16 protein-coding genes and 1 pseudogene are annotated in these 21,365 nt (G+C 45.6%); 7 read left to right on the top strand and 10 right to left on the bottom strand.

All coding sequences use genetic code 11. From position 1 onward, the window contains the following. Positions 1-54: 54 nt before the first annotated feature. From BLW16_RS11525 to BLW16_RS11515, 3 genes are read left to right on the top strand one after another with little or no spacing between them, the layout of a single operon-like run. Entirely contained in the window at positions 55-1,413 is a 1,359-nt protein-coding gene (locus BLW16_RS11525; RefSeq protein ID WP_090556731.1) for an APC family permease, read from the top strand. Continuing rightward, positions 1,403-2,740 carry an MFS transporter gene (locus BLW16_RS11520; protein WP_090556730.1) on the top strand — a complete coding sequence of 446 codons (1,338 nt, stop codon included), beginning with the start codon at positions 1,403-1,405 and terminating at the stop codon, positions 2,738-2,740. Before BLW16_RS11525 ends, BLW16_RS11520 begins: the two co-directional genes overlap by 11 nt. Positions 2,741-2,791: 51 nt before the next feature. After that, entirely contained in the window at positions 2,792-4,114 is a 1,323-nt protein-coding gene (locus tag BLW16_RS11515) for a DEAD/DEAH box helicase (RefSeq protein WP_090556729.1), read from the top strand. A 138-nt stretch (positions 4,115-4,252) separates the two neighbouring features. Here BLW16_RS11515 and BLW16_RS11510 read toward each other — a convergent pair whose 3' ends face one another. The 3 genes from BLW16_RS11510 to BLW16_RS11500 form a co-directional block, all read right to left on the bottom strand. Beyond that, entirely contained in the window at positions 4,253-6,901 is a 2,649-nt protein-coding gene (locus BLW16_RS11510; RefSeq protein WP_139298312.1) for an outer membrane beta-barrel protein, read from the bottom strand. 199 nt (positions 6,902-7,100) lie between these two features. Next, positions 7,101-7,829 carry an acyl-CoA desaturase gene (locus BLW16_RS11505; RefSeq protein WP_090556727.1) on the bottom strand — a complete coding sequence of 243 codons (729 nt, stop codon included), beginning with the start codon at positions 7,827-7,829 and terminating at the stop codon, positions 7,101-7,103. Positions 7,830-7,981: 152 nt separating this feature from the next. After that, positions 7,982-8,479 carry a cupin domain-containing protein gene (locus tag BLW16_RS11500; RefSeq protein ID WP_090556726.1) on the bottom strand — a complete coding sequence of 166 codons (498 nt, stop codon included), beginning with the start codon at positions 8,477-8,479 and terminating at the stop codon, positions 7,982-7,984. Between the two features lie 271 nt (positions 8,480-8,750). Between BLW16_RS11500 and fabF the strand changes: the two genes are divergently transcribed. Further along, positions 8,751-9,995 carry a beta-ketoacyl-ACP synthase II gene (gene fabF, locus BLW16_RS11495; protein WP_090556725.1) on the top strand — a complete coding sequence of 415 codons (1,245 nt, stop codon included), beginning with the start codon at positions 8,751-8,753 and terminating at the stop codon, positions 9,993-9,995. 489 nt (positions 9,996-10,484) lie between these two features. On the opposite strand, the gene BLW16_RS11490 is transcribed toward fabF, so the two are convergent. From BLW16_RS11490 to BLW16_RS11480, 4 genes and pseudogenes are all read right to left on the bottom strand, one after another. Further along, a complete protein-coding gene (locus tag BLW16_RS11490) occupies positions 10,485-11,087 on the bottom strand; it encodes a TetR/AcrR family transcriptional regulator (protein ID WP_090556724.1) in 603 nt (200 codons plus the stop codon). Positions 11,088-11,285: 198 nt separating this feature from the next. Further along, the gene (locus BLW16_RS23695; protein WP_245735234.1) at positions 11,286-11,459 is read right to left on the bottom strand and encodes a hypothetical protein; all 174 of its coding nucleotides are present in this window, start codon (positions 11,457-11,459) and stop codon (positions 11,286-11,288) included. A 171-nt stretch (positions 11,460-11,630) separates the two neighbouring features. Next, positions 11,631-11,765 (bottom strand): annotated as a pseudogene (locus tag BLW16_RS23005) (mannonate dehydratase); the annotation flags it as partial. Between the two features lie 84 nt (positions 11,766-11,849). Then, positions 11,850-12,878, bottom strand: a complete 1,029-nt coding sequence (locus BLW16_RS11480; protein WP_090556723.1) for a LacI family DNA-binding transcriptional regulator — start codon at positions 12,876-12,878, stop codon at positions 11,850-11,852. Positions 12,879-12,994: 116 nt separating this feature from the next. Between BLW16_RS11480 and BLW16_RS11475 the strand changes: the two genes are divergently transcribed. The 3 genes from BLW16_RS11475 to BLW16_RS11465 are packed head-to-tail and all read left to right on the top strand — an operon-like array spanning position 12,995 to position 17,548. Beyond that, the gene (locus tag BLW16_RS11475; RefSeq protein WP_090556722.1) at positions 12,995-14,470 is read left to right on the top strand and encodes a xylulokinase; all 1,476 of its coding nucleotides are present in this window, start codon (positions 12,995-12,997) and stop codon (positions 14,468-14,470) included. Between the two features lie 22 nt (positions 14,471-14,492). Beyond that, entirely contained in the window at positions 14,493-15,824 is a 1,332-nt protein-coding gene (gene xylA / locus BLW16_RS11470) for a xylose isomerase (protein ID WP_090556721.1), read from the top strand. 35 nt (positions 15,825-15,859) lie between these two features. Continuing rightward, complete coding sequence (locus BLW16_RS11465; RefSeq protein WP_090556720.1) at positions 15,860-17,548, top strand: sodium/sugar symporter; 1,689 nt, start codon at positions 15,860-15,862, stop codon at positions 17,546-17,548. A gap of 467 nt (positions 17,549-18,015) precedes the next feature. Here BLW16_RS11465 and BLW16_RS11460 read toward each other — a convergent pair whose 3' ends face one another. Genes BLW16_RS11460 through BLW16_RS11450 form a run of 3 tightly spaced genes read right to left on the bottom strand, consistent with a single transcriptional unit; the run spans position 18,016 to position 21,357 of the window. After that, positions 18,016-18,762 (bottom strand): succinate dehydrogenase/fumarate reductase iron-sulfur subunit, encoded by a 747-nt coding sequence (locus tag BLW16_RS11460; RefSeq protein ID WP_090556719.1) that lies wholly within the window; start codon positions 18,760-18,762, stop codon positions 18,016-18,018. Positions 18,763-18,766: 4 nt separating this feature from the next. After that, the gene (locus BLW16_RS11455; RefSeq protein ID WP_090556718.1) at positions 18,767-20,683 is read right to left on the bottom strand and encodes a fumarate reductase/succinate dehydrogenase flavoprotein subunit; all 1,917 of its coding nucleotides are present in this window, start codon (positions 20,681-20,683) and stop codon (positions 18,767-18,769) included. Then, entirely contained in the window at positions 20,674-21,357 is a 684-nt protein-coding gene (locus BLW16_RS11450) for a succinate dehydrogenase cytochrome b subunit (RefSeq protein ID WP_090556717.1), read from the bottom strand. Before BLW16_RS11450 ends, BLW16_RS11455 begins: the two co-directional genes overlap by 10 nt. Between the last annotated feature and the right edge of the window lie 8 nt (positions 21,358-21,365).

The raw sequence follows: 21,365 nt of genomic DNA, 5'->3' as shown, positions 1-21,365 counted from the left end.
GGATTGATCATCGAAACGCAATTTGATGTACCTTTCAGCATTATTTAACGCTATATGCAATCAAAAAAACTACTCACCCTTTTTGATCTGTCCATGATCGTGATCAGTTTCGTGATCGGCATGGGCATTTTCCGTACCCCGGTTAGTGTTGCTGCCAATGCACAGATTCCCGAACTGTTCTATCTGGCATGGATCATCGGAGGGATATTCTCCTATTTCGGTGCCCTGATTTATGCTGAGATCGGCTCGAGATTCCCGGTAACGGGTGCTTATTATAAAATATTTTCCACCAGTTATCACCCATCTTTTGCGTTTGCAATCAACTGTATCGTGATAATGACCATTGCCGCATCTATAGCTGGTGTTACGCTGATTGGCTCGGAGTACCTGGCCAATGTAGTGCTGCCAGCGGAAATGCGTACCGATCAGAACAAGCTGATCATTGCTATCACAGGAATACTGGTTCTTTTTGGGGTCAACCTCCTGGGACTAAGAACAAGTTCCAAGGTACAGAACATCATCACATTGATAAAGATTGCACTTGTACTTACACTGATCTGTGCGGTATTTACCGGCGGACAGGTCCAAAGTATTCCCGCTGTTTTTAAAACAGCATCCGGTACTCCACCTGGATGGTGGGATTATGCGAAAACACTGGGTGTTTGTATGATTGCGATTAATTTCTCCTTTACGGGATATTCCCAAACGATCAACCTAGGCGGAGAAGTGAAAGATGCAAAAAAAACGCTGCCAAAAGGGGTTATCCTCGGACTCATCCTCATCATCACACTCTATCTGCTGATCAATTATGCTTATGTAAAAGTGATTGGCTTTGAACAATTGAAAACTGCACAGAGCATTGCCTCGATACTGGCCGGTAAGATCTTTGGCCCGGCAGGTTATACAATCTTATCTGTCATCATCTTCATTTCTGTACTGGGCTTTGTGAACGTCAATCTGCTGAGCATTCCGCGGTCTATGTTTGCGATGGCCGAAGAAAAGGTGATCCCCGGTGTTTTCTCCCGGAAAAACAGCAAAACAGATGTCATGTCGGTCAGCCTGGCCACCTTTGTGGCACTGATCATCGCAACGCTGTTTTTTGCCGAGACATTTGATAAGATCCTGAACTATTCCATCATCCTGGAGTGTATCGGCACGGCAAGCTCTGCAGCAACATTATTCTTCTTAAGGAAGAAAACCGCTGATCTTGATACCAAAAATATTTACACCATAAAATGGTTTCCTTTGATCCCTGTTTTATTCATTTCCTTTACTATTTTTGTAGGTATAAGCATTTACCTGGCCGATCCCGTCACAGCGATAAGCGGCTTGCTGATCCTCGCCGGGTTTATGGTCATATATTTCATTTCCAAACTGTTCAACAAAAAACCATCTACCCTGAATGCCGATTAAAGAGTTGCCGTTAAGAAAGGAATTTGCCTATGCAGCGGGGATGATGGGATGGGGCACGATGACGAATATCATTATAGTCATGCTCCCTTATTTCTACCTGCCGCCTACCAATTCGGGCTTAACACCTCTTGTTCCGCAGCTGCTTGTTTTCGGGGCTTTTAATATCCTTTCCCTTATTGCGGCTTCGGGCAGGTTATTTGACGCTTTTTATGACCCTTTCATTGCATCAATAAGTGACGGGAGCGAAAATCCGGATGGAAGAAGGATACCGATCATGCGTTACGCAATCCTTCCGGCAGTGATTTTCTGCGGGCTGATCTTCCACCCGCTGCAAAAAGCAGAAACAACCGCCAATGCATGGTGGCTTACACTGATGCTGATCTGCTTTTTTATGTCGGTCACCACCTATATCATTCCATATAATGCATTGCTTGCCGAAATGGCACATACCACGGAGAAAAAAGTTAAGCTCTCCACCTTTCAGCAGGTAGGTTTTGTAATGGGTATGATCATGTCTGCCCTGACCAATAACTTTGCTGATCTGATCCAGGAAATTTTTCATGTTCAGGAAAGGATGGAAGCCCTGCAGTATACCATTTATGGGCTGAGTATCTTTTCAGGGATCGCCATGGCCCTGCCTGTTCTTTTTATCAAAGAAAAAAATTACAGCGAAGGCAGGCCAACCCATATTGCGCTGCTCCCGGCAATTAAAAGTACTTTCAGAAACACGAACTTCAAATATTACCTGATCTCCGACTTTTCCTATTACACTGCATTGAGTATCATTTCAAGCGGATTGCTCTATTTTGTGACCGTACTGTTAAAACTTCCGGAATCTAATGGGGGGATGTTCATGGGCATCATGGTAATGCTTTCTCTGCTCTTCTACCCTTTTATCAATTATGGCGCGAAGCGATTCGGACGCAAGGCTCTGGTGATGAGCGCCTTTGGTGTGCTCAGCCTAATCTTCGTGACGATCTATTCTCTCGGCCACCTTCCCTTTCAGCCAAGGGTGCAGATGTTCATCCTGGTTACTTTTGCTTCATTTCCGCTGGCCGCACTGGGTATATTACCAAATGCAATACTGGCCGATATTGCTCAAAAAGATACCGAAGAAACAGGTGAAAACCACGAAGGAATGTTCTTCGCGGTTAAATATCTGTTCGTTAAACTGGGTCAAACGCTGGGAATTGCGATATTTGCCATGCTCACTATTTATGGAAAAGACCCCGGAAATGACTTCGGGCTCCGTTTAAACGGTGTTGTAGGCTTTGTGCTGTGTATCTTCGCCCTGTTGTTTTTCAGCCGTTTTAAAGAAGAGCAATAGTTACAGAACTTATCCGTATCTTTGTATCAAATAAATTAAAATTCATACACATTGTTATTCGAAGATTTAAACCTGATTGAGCCTATTTTAAAAGCGCTGCAAACAGAGGGTTATACTAATCCAACCCCCATACAAGAACAATCTATTCCTACTATATTAACCAGCAGAGACTTATTAGGTTGCGCACAAACCGGAACCGGTAAAACGGCCGCTTTTGCTATTCCTATGCTGCAGCTGCTGAATAAAGAGCATGCAAATACCAAAGGCCCTAAACCAATCAGGGCACTGGTACTCACACCAACACGTGAACTTGCCATTCAGATTGAAGAAAGTTTCAAAGCTTATGGAAAGAACCTGCCCCTGCGTCATCTGGTGATCTTTGGTGGTGTTGGTCAGAAATCACAAACTGATGCTTTACACCGTGGTGTAGATATTTTGATCGCAACTCCGGGCAGATTGCTCGACCTCATGAACCAGGGTTTCATTAACCTCAAGGATGTGGAAATTTTTGTACTGGATGAAGCCGACAGAATGCTGGACATGGGCTTTATCCATGATGTAAAGAAAACGATAGCTAAACTGCCTTCAAAAAGACAGACGCTGTTTTTCTCTGCCACCATGCCGCCTGAAATTCAGAAACTGGCCAATACAATTTTAACTGACCCGCTGAAAGTTGAAGTAACGCCGGTATCATCTACTGCTGAAAAAATTGAGCAATCGATCTATTATGTTGATAAGAATGATAAGAAAAACCTGCTGATCCATATCTTAAAAGATCATACGATCACTACGGCACTGGTTTTCACCCGTACCAAACATGGTGCTGACCGTATTGTAAAAGATCTGATCAAAGTAGGTGTAAAAGCTGAAGCCATACACGGAAATAAATCACAGAATGCGCGCCAGAGGGCTTTAACTAATTTTAAAGCTAAAACTACGCGTATCCTGGTAGCTACTGATATCGCCGCAAGGGGAATTGATGTGGATGAGCTTACACACGTGATCAACTATGAATTACCGAACGTTCCTGAAACGTATGTACACAGGATTGGCCGTACAGGCCGCGCAGGTAACAGCGGGATCTCTTTCTCTTTCTGTGACGGAGAGGAAAAAGAATACCTGGACGATATTGAAAAACTGATTGCAATTAAGATTCCTGTTCAGGAAGATCATCCTTATGCGATGAGCTGGCAAAACCTGCTTTCAGGTGCTGCAGCGGCGAAAGCAAAAGGTAAAGCCAAGCCTGCAAGAGGTGGCCGTCCTGAAAGAACTGAGCATAAACCAAACCTGAGCGGTGCAAGAAAACCAGCCGGTAACGGTGGTGGCGGGAACCGAAGGTTTAACAATTCAAGACCAAAAGCGAAAACAGATTAGCATATCTTTTTAAGCTATAATCCTTTTCAAAGCCCCGGTATTAGACGCCGGGGCTTTTTGTTTTAAGATTATCTGTAGCATAGTGGCTTAAGATACGGTCATTTTTACCACCTTTAGCTTCGGCCCTTCCTGCCGCTGCTACCCGCCGCCGGGAAAGTTTTGCAGTCTCCAGTTCAGGGTGAACAGGAAATACCTGGTCACCTGGTTACTTCGGCTCTCCGTAATGGAGTTATCCGAAATGGTCCTGTTCATATTATTTCCCTGGTTGAGCAGGTCGTTGCCCTGAACTTTAAAACTGCCCTTCCGCCGGAAGAATGTTTTTTCTATATAACCGCCAATGAGCAGCGGATTTCTTCCCGGGATGGCGAATCCCTGATTGATGGTTTTTGAGGTCGTTACACCAGCATTCAGACTGGGCAGGATGAACGTTCTGGCATCTCCGTTGATTACCCAGGTTTGGATGATATTGGAATTGGCCGAGGCCAGTGAATAGACGTTACTGCTGTAATTGTAAGAAGCATCGGCGGTCAGCATCAGCCATTTCTGGTTTATGCGCATTGATAATGCCTGGGTTAAATTGATGCCTTTACCAAAATTCTTAACGTTATCAGCATAAGATACCCGGTGGTTGTAGTTCAGCCCGCCTTTGATCTCAATATTGTATTTTCTCTTTGCAATCGGGAGCGACCAATAGTAATTACTGCCGAAGCTATAGTTTCCGCCCGTGTTCAGGTAACGGGTTTCCTGTTTCAGGCTGTTCAGCGTATCCCGGATCAGAACGGTATTGCTCACCACCTGATCCTGCACTGCTGTAGCCCGCAGCACCAGTTGCAGGGTACTTCCATTACCGGGGCTCACCGAGCGGTAACTTAGATTCACGGTATGGTTAAAGGACGCCTTCAGATCGGGGTTCCCGATGATCACATTCTGGAGATTGCGTGTGTCTGCCACCGGCTGCAATTGGTTAAAGTCGGGCGCGTTGCTGTTTCCGCTATACAACAGGCTGTAGATGGTTTTTGGAGAAGGAATAAAATCAAAACGCGCCACGGGCGAGAGGTTAAAACCTGTCCTGTTAATCTTATCGGCCCTGCCTTCGTATGCCCCTGTCAGCGTGTTGGGCTGCGCTGTGATACCGGCGCTGTAGTTGAGTCTTTTGGCCGTATAACGATAGTTTAACCCTATGGTATGCGTACTGAAGGAAGAGGTATACCTGTTGCTCAGGGAATCTACCTTTTTTAGCCCGGATTCATCATTTAAGCTGGTGACGAGGTCATTGCCTGTATGGGTAAATGAATACAGATAGCTAAAGTCCAGGCTTCTTTTTACCAGTGAGTCTGCCGGGTTACCCAGTGGCTCACTAACCGTGAAGGTGGCGTTCACATTGCGCACGCGGTTCCGCGTATCTACGATTTGGTTTCTGACGGAATCTTTTACCAGCAGGTCGGTTTCAGGATCATAGTAGCCGATCCTGTTATCCTGGTCCTGGATGGATTTACTGACGTTGTTACCGGCGTTAACACCCAGTGATACGGTTCTGCCCGGTTTTTTAAAATGGCGGGCCATCGCAAAATCGGCATTAAAATTCGGGCTGTGCTGCTTGGAGTTATTCCCGTTCAGCAGGTCCTGATGGATTACCCCGGTCTGCTTTGAAAATGTTAATCCATCACTTACCGAATTATTCAGGGCACCGCGGATACTGCCCTGTACAAAATCCCGGCCATTTACAGACTGCAGCCCAAGGTCAAAGTTGTGGTTCGCCCCCTTTGTCTGGCTTTGCGTGGCCGATTCATTATACACCGTACCCAGTGAATTGACGGTCTGGATATAACTCTGCTGGCTCAGTTCCGTCTTGTTGTGCATATAAATATAGTTAGCGCTCAGCGTTAGGTTCTTCCCCACTTTATCACGAAAGTTGAAACCCAATTGATTGGTGTTATTGATCCCTGCTCCGTTATTGGTATTGCTGGTGGTTCCGTTCAGCCCGATCTGCCGGGCTTCGCGCCAGAGGTTAGCGTTTAAGTTCGCAGCATAACGGTCGTTTGTTCCTGCACTCACACCTGCGTTACCAAAAGTTCCCCTGTTGCGTTTGTCTTTCAATACCAGGTTCAGCATTTTGCGGGGCTCCCCGGTCTTCAGTCCGGTAAAATTTGCTTTATCGCCATAGTCATCAATCACCTGCAGCTTATCTACAATACCTGCAGGCAGCTGCGATATAAAATCTTTCACATTGTTTGTAAAGAAGTCCTTCCCGTTTACGCGGAGCTTGGTCATCTCCTTCCCTTCACTTGTTACGTTACCGTCCTTACCGATCTCCACGCCGGGCAATTGCCTGAGCAGATCGTCTACATTATCGCCCTCCCTGACGGTATAGGCGCCGGCATTAAACTCTACAGTATCTTTCGCGAGACGCATGGGGATAACTTTGGCCTTGATCACTACTTCGGCCAGCTGGTTTGATGCATCTTTTAAGGTGAAGGCAGGCAGCACCTGTTCTTTTCCGGCAGCCGGAGGGGCAAAATCTTTACTGGTGGAAAGATAACCCAGGCCACGCACCAGCAGGGAGAGCGGGACTGGTTTTTTCAGATTAAAACTATATCTGCCAAGAGAATCTGTGCTGGTATTGAGGGTATCTTTACCGGCTATCAGCCTTACATTTGCCCCAGGAATGCCCATCTTCAGCGTATCCTGAACTACTCCCCGAAGCCTCAGGCTGGTCTGGGCCCAGGCAACTTCAGTACAAAATAAGCTGAGCAATATGCAGAAAAATAAACGCGTTCCTATGTTCAAAATTTATCGTTAATAGGCAGCAAATATGGTTAAACTTATTTTATTATACAGTTGCATAAAATACAATTGTCTCCTAAGATAGAGAAGATTCTTTTTTCGGGAATGAAAATTATGCCGCATGCGCTGTCCTAAAACAGAGAAAGCCCCCTAACGGGAGCCCTCTCATCTATTATTGGTGTGTATTCTTAACTGTTGGCGTTTATACTTTTCTGATTCTTATAATATGCAGCCAGTGCATCACCTTCATCAGGGGATAGGTAGGATCAAATTCGAACCATTTGGAAGCAAAGTTCGGACTGTTTGGCTTTTTATGGTGGTTGTTCTGAAACAGCTCTCCCATCATCAGGAAATCCAATGGCAGCGAATTTTTGCTGTGGTCATTGTTGTCATGGTTTGAATAGCCGTATTTATGCCCACACCAGTTTACAATGGCACCATGTAAGGGGCCCATCAGAAAATGAACAGGCAGCAGCAGGAACATCCACCATGCGGTAGCAAAGGTTACATAGAACCAGATGTAAAAGCTGATGAATACCAATCTGGTTACCCATGAATCTCCAATCCTGTCGATAATAGGCCATGAAGGATATTTATCACGGAACTGTTCCTCAGGCTCCTCATTATATTTGGCATAGTTGAGGTAGATATTTTTAGTCTGGATCATCATTCCCCATACATCTTTTACAAAATGCGGAGAGTGCGGATCTTTTTCTGTATCAGAAAACGCATGGTGCATCCGGTGAAGGATGGCATATGCCCTGGGGTTGAGGAAGGAAGATCCCTGTGACAAAAAGGTGATGGTATAAAAGAACTTCTCCCAAAATCCATTCATTTTAAACATCTTATGCGAGGCATAACGGTGTAAAAAAAAGGTTTGTGAAAAAAGGGAAAGAAACCAGTGTAAAACAAAAAAGAGGAGAATAATCATAGGTTAAATGTACTAACGAAAAAAAGCACCCGTTCAGATGTTTGATTTGAGGATTAAAGAAACAGGACATGAAACCCTGTGCTTCCGCCGGGAGAGCAGAAATAAAAAAAAAGCATGTGCGCGTTGAAGACACACACATGCAGGATTATATATTATCTTCCGAAATCGTCCGATACACGAACGATGTCTGACTCGTCAGATGGGTTGGAAGGATCAGTGTGCTGCCAGATTTCGGAAACAATTCCCCAATCATCTAATCCTACTAAACGGTGTCTTTCACCTTGTTTTAACTTGATGGTAGTACCCGGAGTTAACTGCTGTACATCGCCCTGTTCATCAGTTTCGCTGGTGATCACGCCTGTTGTACCGCTTACCACACGCCATATTTCCGCACGGCGGTGATGATATTGCCACGAAAGACGTGTGTTCGGCGCTACGATCAGGATCTTAGGACTTAATTTTCCTGAAATCTTCAGCTCCTCCACATTTAATCCGTCAAAGTAAACATTTGCAAATTGTTGCGCCTGCTCTTCATCAATTACAAAAAAACCTCCCCATGGACGGGTCTCATCACGGTTAACTACATTAAAACCTTCAATCTTTAGTCGCTGTGCAACACTGTCGAATATTTCTTTTTTCTGATCTGACATTATATTTAATATTTTGATCTTCAAATATAATCATATCAGCTTAAATACCTTCACCTTAAAGAAATCTATGAAAAAATATCACTCAGGTTACACTAACACTGGAAACAATTAATCTAATTGCCCCTGAATATTTGTATTTTCGCACCCGAACCGGATGGGCCATGTTTAAATATTACCTGGATTATACCATTTGGTATTAAATATAATCTTACTTTTGCAGCTGAAATATCAGGCTGGGAACAGGATTGATCAATTAATTATATAAAAGCATATGTTAAAAAGAGTTGTTATCACAGGGATCGGGGCTTTAACCCCTTTAGGAAATGATGTAAATACATTCTGGGCAAATACCGTAGCTGGTAAAAGCGGAGCTGCGAAGATCACCCGGTTTGATGCATCACTTTTCCGCACACAATTCGCCTGTGAGCTCAAAGATTTTGATGTTACTAAATATCTGGACAGGTCTGACGTGAAAAGGACGGACCGCTTCACTCAATATGCCCTTGTTGCTTCGGATGAGGCCATAAAAGATTCAGGTTTTGAGTTTGACAAAATGGATCCCTTTGATGTTGGCGTCATCTGGGGATCAGGCCAGGGTGGAATGGATACGTTTGAGGAGCAGTCCTCTGAATATGCGCTGGGTAACGGTACTCCCCGTTTCAGCCCTTTCTTTGTTCCGAAACTGATCGCCAATATGGCCTCGGGAATGATTTCTATCCGCAATGGCTACATGGGAATCAACTATACAACCGTGTCTGCCTGTGCTACTTCGAATACGGCAATTATGGACGCCTTTAATTATATCCGTCTGGGAAAAGCCAAGGTGATCATTACGGGTGGTTCGGAAGCACCTATATCAGCCTCTTCAGTAGGTGGATTCTGTGCCATGAAAGCGATGTCATCGCAAAACAATACTCCGGAAACCGCATCGAAACCTTTTGATGTGAACCGCGATGGTTTTGTCATGGGCGAAGGTGCCGGTGCACTGGTTCTGGAAGAATATGAACATGCCGTAAAACGTGGTGCACATATTTATGGTGAAGTTGGCGGTGCAGCAATGACAGCTGATGCTTACCATATGACAGCAACACACCCTGAAGGAAAAGGTGCTTCACATGCAATGAAACTTGCACTTGAAGAAGCTGGCGTAACCATCCATGACGTAAACTATCTGAATACCCACGCTACTTCTACTCCTGTTGGTGACCTTTCTGAAACCAATGCGGTAATCAGCCTGCTGGGAACGGGTAAAAATGACCTGCTGATCAGTGCAACAAAATCTATGACCGGCCACCTTTTGGGTGCTGCAGGTGCTATAGAAGCGATTATCTGTTTGCTCTCTATGAGGGACAGCGTAATTGCACCAACAATTAATACAACTGAACTTGACCCTGCAATACCGGGTAACCTGAATATTATTATCAAAGAAGCCGTTTCTGCAAAGATAAAGGTTGCCATGAGTAATACTTTTGGCTTTGGCGGACATAACGGGATCGTGGTTTTTAAGGCGATCTAAGCGGGTTTATCTGGCAAGGTGGCCAGGCCGAGGTGGTTAGGCAAGGCGGCCAGGCATGGCGGTTTGGCAAGGCGCCGGATCATCTGGCTTCGCTGAAAAAAATGCACCCCTCTTTCGATGCTGTATGCTGCTGAAGCGCAGCAGAAGGCATCGAAAGAGGGGTGCATTTTTTTTAAAGGTTATCCTGTAGCATGGTGGCATGCATAGCGGCCAGGCATGGTGACCATGTATAGCGGCCGGGCATGATGACCATACGATACGATTTCTTGCTATTGCCGGATGTCTGGTACGGTGGCCTGATACGCTTGTTTAGATGATCCTATTGAAAATCTTAAAAAAATTATGGTATACTATATGACGGCCTCAGCGTTCTTTTGCGCAGCAAATTAATGCAGCCGGAATATAGTATACATAATTTTCAAATTAGAATATCCTTAGATAACATTAGAATTAGATAACATTAGAATGTAATTGGTCAAGATCCGGCCTTTACGCTTTCAACTGCACGATCAGCATCTCAACAGTTTTTAATATCGTCTCCAGGTTTGCAGGGCTGTCCGTAACCTTGGCGATCATGATCCCTCCTTCAATGAGCGCAATGATAGAATACGCCAGCTGGCTGCTTTCCATTCCTGCTTTAAACTCCCCCGCCTTTACGCCTTCTTTCACAAGACTGACAATGTCATCCCTCCAACGGTAAATTGCCGCTGCTGCTTTTGCTTTTAAGAGCAGATGGGTATCATCCGCTTCGATGGCAGTATTCAGGATCGGGCATCCTCCTTTTGGAAAGGACTCTCCCATAAATTTATTGTAGATAACAGCGTAGACCATCAGTTTCTCCTGGTAGGTCACAGATTTTTTAACCTGTTGGTCAACTGCCTGTTTTACAAGGATTAAATTATATTCAAAGGCAGCAAGCGCCACTTCTTCCTTATTTTCGAAGTTACCGTATATGCTGCCCTTGGTCAGCTTTGTGGCATCAGTAAGATCAGCCACTGAGGTACCGGCATAGCCCTTTGTATTGAATATCCATGCTGTAGATTCAATAATAAATTGCCGGGTACGGTCTGCCTTTGATAAAACGTTATCCATGACCAAATGTACCGAATGGTATTTAAAAAATACTAATTTTATAAGGATTAATCGTTTTTAGAGTACCGTCCGCCTCATGTTTAAGAGTGGTCACCTTGAGGTTTCTTAAATGGGTTTTGGCGCATGACAATTCGGTATCATGGTAAAAGATCAGCCATTTATCTTTAAATTCTACAATGGAATGATGGGTTGTACCGCCTATCCATGATCTGTAACCGCTGCACCAACACTATCAACTGAGAAAATATGATAATCGTCCACTGCAAAATAGTCACCGTTATCATTCTCCGGTATTCCGGCATCAATATTATGTGAAGGATAAATATAAAGCTTTCTCTCAAAGACATGTACAGAGGGATCGGCGGTATACATCTTGGTAAGGAGAGGTTTGGAGATAGCTCCAGTAAAGGCACTGCTATCGGTTTTCCCCTAAGCTTTCTTTTGTTCATTACATGCGGTCAGCACCAGTAAGGCAGGCTCAGCAGCAGCAGTTCTTTGTTCATCAGTTTACGCATCCTATTTGATTTCGATTAATTATGTTTTTCAGACCGCTTTTTTAAAGGACCTGCTTATTCCCAATTCCAGCCCCCTGAGTTCTGCCAGCCGCTTCAGCCGGCCAGTGGCAGAGTAACCGGGGTATGTCTTTTTATGGAGGTCATCCAGCATCTGATGCCCATGGTAGTCCTTTTCAGTTGCGTCCATCCTATCAAATTTAGCTTTTGCAATAGCCGTTTCGGTGCGGTATAGGCAAAATAGGTGTTATTATATCCTGCTGGTTGATTTGCGAACGATGAGTTTGGGTTTAATGCTCACTACCTTAGTTTCCACATTGAAGTCAAATTCTTCCATATCCTGGAAATAAAGATTGGCAATCGTTTTACCCATGCTGATACTGTACTGATCGATGGTAGTGATGGAGGGACTTGTGATTTCTGTAAAAGGTTCATTTGAATACCCGCAGATTCCCAGTGCCTCCGGTACGGCAATCCCTTTGTCTGTCGCTACCTCCAGTACGCCCAGCGCGGAGAAGTCGGACGTGGATGCAAAGATCGCATCCGGCGGTTCGGGTGAGTTCAGTAACTGGGCGGTAGCCTCTGCACCCAGTTCTTTGGTCCAGGCATTTTCACACATTAGTTCCTCCAAAATGGGGAATCCTGATTTCCGCAGTGCATTGAGGTATCCTTCTTTTCGCTGGCGGAAAATGTCAATGTCCTGCGGCCCTTCCAGTAACGCAATTCTTTTGTAACCCTGTGCTACGAGGTGCAGAACTGCTTCATAAGAAGCCTGCTCATTGTCGTTAATCACTTTAAAAGTATCCAGTTCATCCACCACACGGTCGAACTGGATCAGACGGATACGGTGGTCCAGGACCTGCTGAAGATGCTGGTGAGGCCCCATCTCGGCAGCAATGGAAATGATGATACAGCTGACATGCTGGTTGATGAGCGCGTTCACACAATCCACTTCACGGGCATGGAGTTCGTTCGACTGGCAAATGATCAGGTTATAGCCTTTTTTATAGGTTACCTCTTCCAGTCCGGCAATAATATTTGAAAAGAAATTCTGGTTGATCATGGGAACAACTACACCAATTGTAGGGTTATTGCCCTTCCTCAGGTTGGATGCCATCGCATTTTGCTGATAATTCATTTCCGCAGCAGTTTTAAGTACTAAGGCCTTAGTCGCGGCGTTTACTTTAGTGCTGTTGCTCAATGCCCGCGAAACGGAAGAAGCCGCTATACTCAGCTTCTGCGCGATGTCATATATAGTTGTTCTTTTCTGGCTTTTCATTATAAACACAAAAATGTAAAAAATAATCGGGCAATCGATTGCACAATAAAAATATTAACCTAAATTCGTTTTCCGTAACCGGGTATAAACTTAACAATTGCAATAACAAAAAATATATGTTATTACTGGGAATAGATATTGGAACGTCTTCTATAAAAGTAGCTGTTGTAGACGCAGCAACACAACAGGTAGTTACTTCAGCACAATATCCTGAGGAAGAAAGCCTCATCACTGCCATCCAGCCCGGTTGGGCAGAACAGTCGCCGGAAATGTGGTGGGATCATGTACAACAGGCTTTTGCCATTTGTAAAGCCCCGGGAAAATTCAATCCGCATGACATTACATCGATTGGCATCGCTTACCAGATGCACGGTCTGGTGCTGGCAGACAAAGAGCAGAAGCTGCTCAGGGACAGTATCATCTGGTGCGACAGCCGCGCGGTAGACCTTGGAAATGATGCTTTCGATGCATTGGGACATGACTTTTCATTGTCCCATCTGCTTAATTCACCGGGTAACTTCACAGCCTCAAAACTGGCCTGGGTAAAACAAAATGAACCGGAACTGTATGCAAAGATTGATAAGATCATGCTCCCGGGCGACTTTATCGCGATGAAGTTAACCTCGCAGATCACCACCAGTATATCGGCTCTGTCAGAAGGCATCTTCTGGGATTTCCAGACCAACAGCCTTTCTGCCGAACTGATGAAATATTATGGGTTTAGTGATTCGCTGATCCCGGAGATCAGGCCTGTATTTGCAGAACATGGACGCGTATCTGCAGCTATTGCACAATTAACAGGCCTTAAAGAAGGGACACCGGTAACCTATAAAGCAGGCGACCAGCCCAATAACGCACTGTCATTAAATGTACTGGAACCCGGAGAAGTTGCCGCTACGGCGGGCACCTCAGGGGTGATCTATGGTGTAAGCGATCAGCTGACCCATGACGACCAGTCCCGCGTAAATACTTTCGCCCACGTGAACTATACCGAAGAAGAAAAACGCCTCGGCGTGCTCCTCTGTATCAACGGAACGGGAAGTCTGAACCGCTGGACAAAAAACTTATTCGGTTCGTCTATGAGTTATACCACTATGAATGCTGAAGCGAAAAAAATAAAGGTTGGTGCTGAGGGTTTACGGGTGCTTCCTTTTGGTAACGGGGCCGAACGTATGCTGAACAACAGGCTCGTGGGCGTACATTTCCAGGATATAGACCTGAACCTGCATTCGCAGGCACATCTCTTTCGCGGTGTACAGGAAGGTATAGCTTTTGCCTTTCGCTACGGGGTCGACATTATGCGTGCAAATGGCATGAGCCCGAGTGTGATCCGCGCCGGAAAAGCCAACCTGTTTTTAAGTGAGCTTTTCCTGGAAGCTTTTGTGAACAGTACCGGCGTTCCTGTGGAACTTTATGAAAATGATGGGAGCGTGGGGGCTGCCCTGGGATCAGGGATCGGTGCTAAAACCTTTTCTTCAGCTGCCGAAGCCTTTAGTAACATCAGGCCGCTTCAGCTGGTTGAACCTACCGTAACAGACACGTACGAGCCTGTATACCAGGACTGGCTCAGACTTTTAAACAAACAAGATTAACATTAAATATAAACGAGTTCATATGACAAATGTAATTACGGGAGACAAAGAATTCTTCAAAGGAATCGGACAGGTAAAGTTCGAAGGCGCAGATTCAGATAACCCACTGGCTTTCCGCTGGTACGATGAAAATAGAATTGTTGCAGGAAAAACCCTGAAAGACCACCTGCGCTTTGCCGGTGCCTACTGGCATTCTTTTGCGGCTACCGGGGGAGACCCTTTTGGAGAGGCGACGATCATTCACCCATGGAACGAAAAAACAGATGCGGTAGAAAGGGCAAAAGACAAAATGGACGCCGCTTTTGAGTTCCTGACCAAAATGAATCTTCCCTTCTATTGTTTCCACGATGTGGATGTGGTAGATTATACCAATGATGTAAAAGACAATGAACGCCGCCTGCAGGCTTTAGTGGAATATGCTAAACAAAAACAGGCAGCAAGCGGTGTAAAACTATTATGGGGAACTGCCAACCTCTTCTCGCACCGCAGGTATATGAACGGTGCATCTACCAACCCGAATTTCCATGTACTGGCACATGGCGCCGCACAGGTGAAATTTGCAATGGATGCTACCATCGCCCTTGGCGGAGAAAATTATGTATTCTGGGGTGGCCGTGAAGGGTATATGACCCTGCTGAACACCAATATGAAACGCGAACAGGAACACCTGGCTAAATTCTTACATACTTCGAAAGATTATGCACGCAAACAAGGATTCAAAGGTACTTTCTTAGTGGAGCCTAAACCATGTGAGCCTACCAAACACCAGTATGACTATGATGCAGCTACTGTCATCAGTTTCCTTCGTCAGTATGACCTGATGGAGGATTTCAAACTCAATCTTGAAGTGAACCACGCCACGCTTGCCGGCCATACTTTCCAGCATGAGGTTCAGGTAGCTGCCGATGCAGGCCTGCTGGGCTCTATGGATGCCAACAGGGGTGATTATCAGAATGGATGGGATACGGATCAGTTCCCGAATGATATCAATGAGCTGACAGAAACTATGCTCATATTCCTGGAAGCCGGTGGCTTAAAAGGTGGTGGTGTGAACTTTGACGCCAAGATCAGAAGAAATTCTACCGACGCGGCCGACCTGTTCTATGCCCACATCGGTGGAATGGATACTTTTGCAAGGGCACTCATCACTGCTGACAATATCCTTCAGAAATCTGACTATAAAAAGATAAGAACGGAGAGATATGCTTCATTTGACAGCGGCGCAGGTAAAGATTTTGAGAGCGGAAAACTCACGCTGGAAGACCTTTCAGCCTATGCTTTGGAGAAAGGCGAGCCTGAAACACTGAGCGGAAAACAAGAGTTGCTGGAGAACATTGTAAATAGGTATATTTAACCCAAAATATAATCCAAATATAACCCCATTAATCTATGCATTCATTAGGCACATACGACTACGTCGTTTTCCTGGTTTACTTCCTTGTTGTAGCGCTGTACGGCTGGACAGTTTACCGTAAAAAGCAGGCGCAGGCAGAAAACTCAAAAGATTTCTTCCTGGCAAAAGACTCTTTAACCTGGTGGGCCATCGGCGCCTCCCTTATTGCTTCCAATATCTCTGCAGAGCAGTTTATCGGAATGAGCGGTTCAGGCTTTACCATGGGCCTGGCCATCGCAACCTATGAATGGATGGCTGCGGCTACGCTGATCATCGTAGCTACGTTCTTCATCCCTGTATATATCAAGAACAAGATCTATACAATGCCACAATTTCTCGGACAACGTTATAACAGTACCGTAGCCATGATCATGGCCATCTTCTGGCTGTTGTTATATGTAGTCGTCAACCTGACCTCTATCCTGTATCTGGGTGCACTGGCCATTAACAGTATCTCAGGAATCAATACCACAGCCTGTATGTACATCCTGTCGGTATTTGCGGTGATCATTACCCTGGGGGGAATGAAGGTGATCGGCTACACGGATGTGATCCAGGTATTCTTTTTAATTCTCGGAGGACTCGCAACAACGTACCTGGCTTTACAGCTGGTATCTGCCCATTTCGGCACCACAGGTGTACTTAACGGACTGGGACTGATCAAGGAAAAGGCTGTAGACCACTTCCAGATGATCTTCCATAAGGAGAACCCGCACTATATGGATCTGCCGGGATTATCGGTATTGATCGGTGGGATGTGGATCGTGAACCTGAACTACTGGGGCTGTAACCAATACATCACGCAAAGAGCACTGGGTGCAGATTTAAAAACCGCAAGGGGCGGACTGTTATTTGCTGCTGCCTTGAAATTACTGATGCCTGTGATCGTGGTTTTACCCGGGATTGCGGCATATGTATTGTACAAAGAAGGCGCCGGATCATTCCAGACGGATATGCTGAAGGATGGTTCCCTCAATGCAGATTCGGCTTATCCCGTACTGCTGAACTTACTTCCCGCTGGTCTTAAAGGTTTGTCTTTTGCTGCATTGACGGCTGCTATTGTGGCTTCACTGGCAGGAAAGGCAAATAGTATTGCAACGATTTTTACGCTTGATGTTTACAAAAAAGTAATCAACAAAGATGCGGATGAGAATAAACAGGTGATCATCGGAAGGATCACAGTGATCGTAGCCATGATCCTTGCCATCATCATTGCCCCTCAGCTGGGCATCGATAAAAAAGGAGGTTTCCAGTTTATACAGGAGTACACAGGTTTTGTATCGCCGGGTATCTTTGCGATGTTCATCCTGGGCTTCTTCTGGAAAAGGACGACTTCAAATGCTGCATTATTTGCAACGATAGGAGGCTTCCTGATGTCTGTAGGATTTAAAATACTTCCATCGTTTGCAAACCTTCAGTGTTTAAACCCGATAGGTTTCTCCAAACTGGTTGAACAAAAAGATGGCAGCATGTTATATGAAATCCCTTTCCTTGACAGGATGGGTTTTGTATTCGCGATCTGTATCGTTGCAATGTATATCATCAGTCTGTTTGAGAACAGAAATGGTGTGAACCCGAAAGGTCTGGAGATCGACAGGGGCATGTTCAAAACAACACCAGGTTTTACGGTTGGTGCTGTACTGATCATAGGTGTGATCGTTGCGCTTTACACGATTTTCTGGTAAGATATACTGTTTAAACAGTATTATACGTAAAAAATCCTCTTGTGTAAAACAAGGGGATTTTTACGTAAAAGCTCACCTGAAAATGTGAAGGGCTTTACTAATCTGACCTGGAACCGCTTCCACCGAAGCCTTAGACTACCCGATTCAAAACGTTACCTGGGACCGCCGGAAAGCCCCTCATCAGGTAACCCTGTAAAAAACAACGCCCCTCAGTCCTTAGACCGGGGGGCTATTGCGTCCATTTGTGTGTGTAACGGAATTATTTAACTCATTTTATTCAAAATCATTCATACAACGTAAATATGCAGGCTAAATTCCAGCCTTCCTAAACACCACATTATAGAAGGCAATAACAAAACACACCAAAGAAATATAGCAGCTACTTCATCGCATGTAATGATTTTGAACCCTAACCTGATCATAAAACGCAGTCAATAATCGAAACGCTACATCAACATATAAATATTTTAATCTTTTAATACTGCTGCCTTTGTATATTCCCAGTTCATCCGCGCAATGTTCAGCACTGATATCCCCTGCGGGCACTTTACTTCGCAGGCTTCCGTGTTACTGCAATGCCCAAAGCCCTCGGCATCCATCCTGGTTACCATCTTTAACACCCGCTTTGCAGTTTCCTTTTCGCCCTGCGGAAGTTTGGCCAAATGGGAGATCTTCGCCGAGGTGAACAATGCCGCGCTTGAATTCTTACAGGTAGCCACACAGGCACCGCAGCCGATGCAGGCGGCAGAGTCAAACGCAGATTCAGCCTCTTCATGTGTGACCAGCAGCGTATTTGCCTCCGCAGGCTGCCCGGTATTGGCAGAGATGAAACCGCCAGACTGTATAATACGGTCAAATGCAGAGCGGTCAATTTTCAGATCCCGCTTTACAGGGAAGGCAAGTGCCCTGAATGGTTCCACATAAATTGTTTCTCCGTCTTTAAATTCCCGCATGTGCAATTGGCAGGCTGTTAACCCCGCAACCGGGCCGTGTGCCTGCCCGTTAATCATCATGCCGCAGGCCCCGCAGATCCCTTCCCTGCAGTCATGGTCAAATTCAACGGGTATTTCTCCCTTTAAGATCAGCTGTTCATTAAGTGTATCCATCATTTCGAGGAAAGACATATGCACGTCTACCTTATCCAGGTCATAGTCAACCATTTTTCCTTCAGCAGCGGCGTTTTTCTGACGCCATATTTTGAGATGTATCTTCATGATTCTAAGTATAACTTCTAACTGATAATTTGATAAATTCAAACACTAAGGGCTCAGGATGCAAAACAGGAGCAGCATCCGTACCTGTCCATTCCCAGGCAGATACATAGCAGAACTTTTCGTCATTTCTTAAAGCTTCTCCATCGGCCGTCTGGTATTCTTCCCTGAAATGAGCCCCGCAGGATTCTTCACGGCTCAGTGCATCATGGCACATCAACTCGGCTATCTCCAGGTAATCGGCTACCCTGCCCGCTTTTTCCAGTTCAGCATTGATCTCTCCGGCAGTACCGGGAACGATCAGCTGCGTATAAAACTCATGATGCAGTTTCTGTATACCCAGGATAGCCTCATTCAGACCAGCTGCAGAACGTGACAAGCCGCATTTGTCGTACAACAGCTTCCCGAGTTCCTTATGGAACTGATCGGCCGTTTTTGTCCCTTTAATGGCCATCAGCCTTTCCAGCTGTTCAGTAACTTCCCTTTCGGCCACTTCAAATTGCGGATGTTTAACGCTAACCTTTTCAGCTTTTAATTCTCCTGCCAGATAGTTGGCAATGGTATAAGGAAGAATAAAATAGCCGTCCACACATGCCTGAAGCAAAGAATTTGCACCGAGCCTGTTAGCTCCGTGATCAGCAAAATTAGCCTCACCTACCGCAAAAAGGCCTGGGATGGTAGTCATCAGCTCATAGTCTACCCAGAGACCACCCATAGAAAAATGGGCTGCCGGCGAGATCTTCATCGGTGCTTCATAGGCATCATCGGCGGTGATCTTCTTGTACATGGAAAAAAGGTTCCCATATTTTTCTTTCACCTTATCCAATCCCTGCTCTTTGATTGCTTTTGAAAAATCAAGGTACACTGCATTGTGCTGTGTGCCCACGCCAAAGCCGGCATCAATTCTCTCTTTAGCGGCCCTCGAAGAGATATCCCTGGGTGCCAGGTTTCCGAAAGAAGGGTAACGTCTCTCCAGGTAATAATCCCTTTCTTCTTCGGGAATATCATTCGCCGCCCGTTTTTCATCTGTCAGTTTTGGCACCCAGATACGCCCGTCATTACGCAGGGATTCGGACATCAGTGTTAACTTAGACTGGTAATCCCCGGCCTGTGGTAAACAGGTAGGATGGATCTGCGTCCAGCTTGGGCAGGCCATCAATGCTCCCCGTTTATGTGCCCTCCATATGGCAGAGCCATTGCAGCCCATAGCGAGGGTAGATAAATAGTAGATCTTTCCGAACCCGCCCGTGGCAATCACCACGGCCTCGGCAGCATAACGTTCAATTGCCCCGGTATCCAGGTTGCGGGCGATGATCCCTTTAGCCTTCCCATCGATGACCACCAGGTCCAGCATTTCATGCCGGCTGTATAACTTAACTTTTCCCAGTTCCACCTGCCGCATCAGCGACTGATAGGCGCCCAGCAGCAATTGCTGCCCGGTTTGTCCCCTGGCATAAAATGTACGGCTTACCTGCACCCCGCCAAATGATCGGTTGCTTAAATAACCTCCATACTCCCTTGCAAAGGGAACGCCCTGGGCAACTGCCTGGTCAATCAGGCTGAGTGAACATTCTGCCAAACGGTAAACATTTGCTTCCCTCGCCCTGAAGTCGCCCCCTTTCAGCGTATCATAAAACATGCGGTAAACCGAGTCTCCGTCATTCTGATAATTCTTTGCCGCATTTACTCCTCCCTGTGCAGCCACAGAATGTGCCCTTCGGGCAGAATCCTGGAAACAGAATGACTGTACCGAATACCCCTGTTCAGCCAGAGAGGCCGCTGCCGAAGCGCCGGAGAGCCCTGTACCTACAATGATAACAGGTAATTTTTTACGGTTCGCCGGGTTTACCAGCCTGGCATGCGCCTTATAAAAACTCCATTTATCTTCCAGTGGCCCTTCCGGGATCTTAGCATCTAATTCCATAATCCATATTGAGTAAGGTGAACGTAAACGGGAATAACCGAAAACCCTATGGTGATCGCGTAACTATAAATCACTCCAAAGATTTGCACATATGAGGCATAACGCGGATGGTACAAGCCCAGGGTCCTGACTGCGCTTTTAAAACCATGCAGCAAATGGTAACCAAGGGCCAGCATTGCACATACATATAACAACACATACCACCAGGACTTAAAAGCATATAACACCACCACATAAAGGTTTTTATATCCTTCCTTGTCAACCGGGACAGCCCCGAACTTATACAGGTACCAGAAATCTTTGAAATGCAGCACCAGGAAGATCAGCAGTATTGTTCCCAGTATTCCCATATTCCTGGAATACCATTTGCTCACCTGCTTACGGTCGTCATAAACATATTTAGCCGCTACTTTTTTATTTTTAAGCGTAATCACCAGTGCATCCACCGCATGCGCGATCAGCGAAAAGTACAGCACATAGGAGATCATCATGATAAAGATATTGCCCGACAGCAGGTCTGAGTAATAATTAAAACTTCCTTCCGCACGCTCCGCCGGCAGCAGCAATTGCAGGTTCCCCAGCAAATGGATCACGAGGAAAAAACAAAGGAACAGTCCCGTGAGGGCCATCAGGTTTTTTCGTGACAAGGTGCTTTTTAAAATGGCTACTTTCATATATAATC

Source organism: Pedobacter hartonius (assembly GCF_900107535.1).
GTDB lineage: Bacteria > Bacteroidota > Bacteroidia > Sphingobacteriales > Sphingobacteriaceae > Pedobacter > Pedobacter hartonius.
This window is presented reverse-complemented; position numbering and strand designations above follow the sequence as displayed.

Excerpts from the sequence above, each read along its gene's own strand:
- BLW16_RS23695 (WP_245735234.1), bottom strand. The coding sequence starts at position 11,459 with ATGTATACCGCCGATCCCTCTGTACATGTCTTTGAGAGAAAGCTTTAT.
- BLW16_RS11490 (WP_090556724.1), bottom strand. The coding sequence starts at position 11,087 with ATGGATAACGTTTTATCAAAGGCAGACCGTACCCGGCAATTTATTATT.
- xylA (WP_090556721.1), top strand. The coding sequence starts at position 14,493 with ATGACAAATGTAATTACGGGAGACAAAGAATTCTTCAAAGGAATCGGA.
- BLW16_RS11520 (WP_090556730.1), top strand. The coding sequence starts at position 1,403 with ATGCCGATTAAAGAGTTGCCGTTAAGAAAGGAATTTGCCTATGCAGCG.
- BLW16_RS11480 (WP_090556723.1), bottom strand. The coding sequence starts at position 12,878 with ATGAAAAGCCAGAAAAGAACAACTATATATGACATCGCGCAGAAGCTG.
- BLW16_RS11505 (WP_090556727.1), bottom strand. The coding sequence starts at position 7,829 with ATGATTATTCTCCTCTTTTTTGTTTTACACTGGTTTCTTTCCCTTTTT.
- BLW16_RS11465 (WP_090556720.1), top strand. The coding sequence starts at position 15,860 with ATGCATTCATTAGGCACATACGACTACGTCGTTTTCCTGGTTTACTTC.
- fabF (WP_090556725.1), top strand. The coding sequence starts at position 8,751 with ATGTTAAAAAGAGTTGTTATCACAGGGATCGGGGCTTTAACCCCTTTA.
- BLW16_RS11500 (WP_090556726.1), bottom strand. The coding sequence starts at position 8,479 with ATGTCAGATCAGAAAAAAGAAATATTCGACAGTGTTGCACAGCGACTA.
- BLW16_RS11460 (WP_090556719.1), bottom strand. The coding sequence starts at position 18,762 with ATGAAGATACATCTCAAAATATGGCGTCAGAAAAACGCCGCTGCTGAA.
- BLW16_RS11525 (WP_090556731.1), top strand. The coding sequence starts at position 55 with ATGCAATCAAAAAAACTACTCACCCTTTTTGATCTGTCCATGATCGTG.
- BLW16_RS11450 (WP_090556717.1), bottom strand. The coding sequence starts at position 21,357 with ATGAAAGTAGCCATTTTAAAAAGCACCTTGTCACGAAAAAACCTGATG.
- BLW16_RS11475 (WP_090556722.1), top strand. The coding sequence starts at position 12,995 with ATGTTATTACTGGGAATAGATATTGGAACGTCTTCTATAAAAGTAGCT.
- BLW16_RS11455 (WP_090556718.1), bottom strand. The coding sequence starts at position 20,683 with ATGGAATTAGATGCTAAGATCCCGGAAGGGCCACTGGAAGATAAATGG.